4 protein-coding genes are annotated in these 3,235 nt (G+C 32.0%); all 4 read left to right on the top strand.

Going from position 1 to position 3,235, the window contains the following annotated elements:
• Window positions 1-537 (top strand): SH3 domain-containing protein (locus AB5935_RS23810; RefSeq protein ID WP_368327643.1); only part of this gene is annotated, 537 nt, incomplete at its 5' end.
• A 10-nt stretch (window positions 538-547) separates the two neighbouring features.
• Window positions 548-1,255 (top strand): phosphatase PAP2 family protein, encoded by a 708-nt coding sequence (locus tag AB5935_RS23805; protein WP_007842999.1) that lies wholly within the window; start codon window positions 548-550, stop codon window positions 1,253-1,255.
• A 129-nt stretch (window positions 1,256-1,384) separates the two neighbouring features.
• Entirely contained in the window at window positions 1,385-1,654 is a 270-nt protein-coding gene (locus AB5935_RS23800) for a hypothetical protein (protein ID WP_007835398.1), read from the top strand.
• Window positions 1,655-1,730: 76 nt separating this feature from the next.
• A complete protein-coding gene (locus AB5935_RS23795) occupies window positions 1,731-2,861 on the top strand; it encodes a universal stress protein (RefSeq protein WP_038609709.1) in 1,131 nt (376 codons plus the stop codon).
• The last annotated feature ends 374 nt before the right edge of the window (window positions 2,862-3,235 follow it).

Genomic DNA, 3,235 nt, shown 5'->3' with positions numbered 1-3,235 from the left:
GCTGTCCTCAATTACGAACGTGCTTTGTTGCTAAACCCAGGAAATAGTGATATTCGTTTCAACCTAGAACTGGCTAGAAGCAAAACTGTAGACAAGGTAACCCCTCCTAGTGAGATGTTTTTCGTTACTTGGACTCAATCACTTATTAATACAATGAGTGAAAAGGCGTGGGCACATACAGGCATTATCATGTTTATTCTGATGATATTGGCACTGTCTTTATTTATTTTCGGAAAACGAGTAGTCTTGAAGAAAATAGGATTTATTTCAGCAATCTTTTTCTTCCTAGTGACTATTTTAGCAAATATATTTGCCTCAGAACAAAAATCTGAATTAATTAACCATGATAACGCTATTATAATGGCTCCTAGCGTTACAGTTAAAAGTACTCCTAACCAAAGTGGAACAGACTTATTTATTCTTCATGAAGGTAGGAAAGTAATAATTAAAGATAATACGATGAAGGAATGGAAAGAAATTAAACTGGAAGACGGTAATGTAGGATGGGTGCCTACCAATGTTATTGAAATCATTTAAAACATAATCAATGGATATACAACAGTACATAGCAGCAGATAAAGAATTACTACTGAATTTGAACGGAAGCCAATCCTTATTTTGGGACGGATTCATGTGGGTAGCTACCAGTACAATTGTATGGGTACCTGTAGCTGCTATGCTGTTATATATCATAATTAAAAATAATAAAATTCAAGAAGCATTATTGACTATTATTATGATTGCCTTAGTCATAACTTTAGCAGATCAAATAGCTTCTGGTTTGTGCAAACCGTTTTTCGCACGTTTTCGCCCAACACAAGATCCCAATATTATGTATATGGTTGATATTGTAAACGAATATAGGGGAGGACAATTTGGCTTCATATCCAGTCATGCTGCCAACACATTTGCTATTTCTGTCTTTTTATCTTTACTAATTAAAAGGAAATCTCTTACTTTTATGCTTCTTTTTTGGGCCGTGCTCAATTCCTATTCTAGAATCTACTTAGGAGTGCATTATCCGGGAGACATTCTTTTTGGCACTATAGAAGGTTGTTTCATAGGCTATCTGATTTATCTCCTTTATAAATTTATTCAAAAAAAAATCTTTTATAAACCACGTTGCATTTCTAATCAATACACTGCTAGCGGTTATTTGATTAGCGATATTAATTTATTTTACATAATTCTCATTTCTACTTATTTCTTCATTATTATAGCAGGTATGATTGTAACTCATACACTTAATCTATAATTGGCAAATTAACCATTATAAATTTACATATAGTCAAAAATAGCACAAAAATATTTGTTTTATGCATTTTTTTGATTAAGTTTATACCATGATTTAAGAACTCACTTTTATAACTAAATTTAATACATCATGAGAACAATAACATTTAATGAACTGCGCAGAATCAAAGATTCATTACCCAGTGGAAGTATGCACAGAATCGCAGATGAACTCAATATGACCGTAGAAACTGTACGTAACTTTTTTGGTGGACACAATTTCAAGAATGGTAAAAGTGTTGGAATTCATTTGGAACCAGGACCAGATGGGGGACTAGTAATGTTAGACGATACAACAGTTCTTGAAAAAGCCCTTCAAATATTGAGAGAAACTGAAGAAAAAATAACGCAAGAAGTGTAATATAAAATCCCGGTTGAATTGCAACATTCAATTGGGATTTTTTGTTTAATCTGAAAATCACTTAAAATATAGAATTATGGAAGATAAATTGGTAACCTTAGCAATCCTCACTTACGCTAAAGCTCAGATTTTAAAGAATGTGCTTGAGAATGAGGGAATTGAAGCGTACATTCACAATGTGAATCTTATTCAACCTGTTATATCTTCTGGGGTAAGACTAAGAATTAAAGAAAGCGATCTGCCCCATGCTTTGCAAATTATAGAAAGTTCTGCATGGCTTTCAGAAGATATAATCAAAGGGAAGGAGAGTAGCTCGGAAAAAAACAAAGAAAAACGAAAAGTACTTATCCCGGTAGACTTTTCAAACTATTCCCTTAAAGCCTGCCAATTTGGTTTCTCTTTTGCTAATGCTATTAATTCAGAAGTTGTGCTTTTACATGCTTATTTCAGTCCTATTTATGTGCCTACAATTCCTTATGGAACTGATAATTTCAATTTTCAGATCGAAAGAGAAGAATCTGTAAAAAGTATGATAGAAACAGTGCACAACGAGTTGAACAAACTTTCCGATACAATTAAAAAGAAAGTTGAGTCAGGAGAGTTTCCCAATATAAAATATACTTGTATTTTGCGTGATGGCATTCCCGAAGAAGAAATCTTACGATATGCTAAAGAATATAATCCTCAGATAATTATAATGGGAACAAGAGGAAGAAGTCAAAAAGATATAGACTTGATTGGCAGCGTTACGGCCGAAGTCATAGAAAGAAGCCAATCCTTTGTATATGCTATTCCAGAACATACACCATTAAAAACATTCAATGACATAAAAAAAGTAGCTTTTGTGACCAATTTTGACCAAAGGGATCTAATAGCTTTTGACTCCTTGATAAATGTTTTTAAATCGTTTCATTTTGCCGTTTCCTTCGTTCATTTAAGTAGTACAGATAATGATGCATGGCATGAAATAAAACTAGCAGGTATTAAAGATTATTTTCAAAAACAATACTCAAAATTGGAACTACATTATAATGTAGTGAAAGAAGATAACATACTGAGCAATTTGGACAAATATGTAAAAGAAGAAAATATAGACGTAATTTGCATCACAAACTATAAACGAAACATATTTGCTAGATTGTTTAATCCTAGCATAGCAAGAAAAATGATATTTCATGCTAATACACCTATATTAGTAATAAAATAAAGAATCAAGAAGGGTAGCACAAGCAAATCGCAATATTTTGTTACTCTTTAACATATTAATATCTACCCAATAAAAAAGAGATCAATATAAATTAAACATAATATTGATTATATATCAAAAATGGTTCTCGTAAACGGATGTAATGGGTACAAGACTTAAAGATACATAAAACTTTAGGTAATAACAAAACCCGGGCTTGGGAAAGTCTTTTGGCATAAAAAGAGAGGTTGTGCCAGAATTTTAACACAACCTCTTTATTATTTTAAAATCAGTGTTTTTATTAATATCCTAATTCTTTTTCCAAAGAATCATATTCAGCTCTATTTAACTTCCAATAAATATTCAGCAAATAATTCCCCCACACAGCCTTAATG

Origin of the sequence: Phocaeicola sp. RTP21198st1_B8_RTP21198_201120 (assembly GCF_040929485.1) — a bacterium.
Lineage (GTDB): Bacteria > Bacteroidota > Bacteroidia > Bacteroidales > Bacteroidaceae > Phocaeicola > Phocaeicola dorei.
This window is presented reverse-complemented; position numbering and strand designations above follow the sequence as displayed.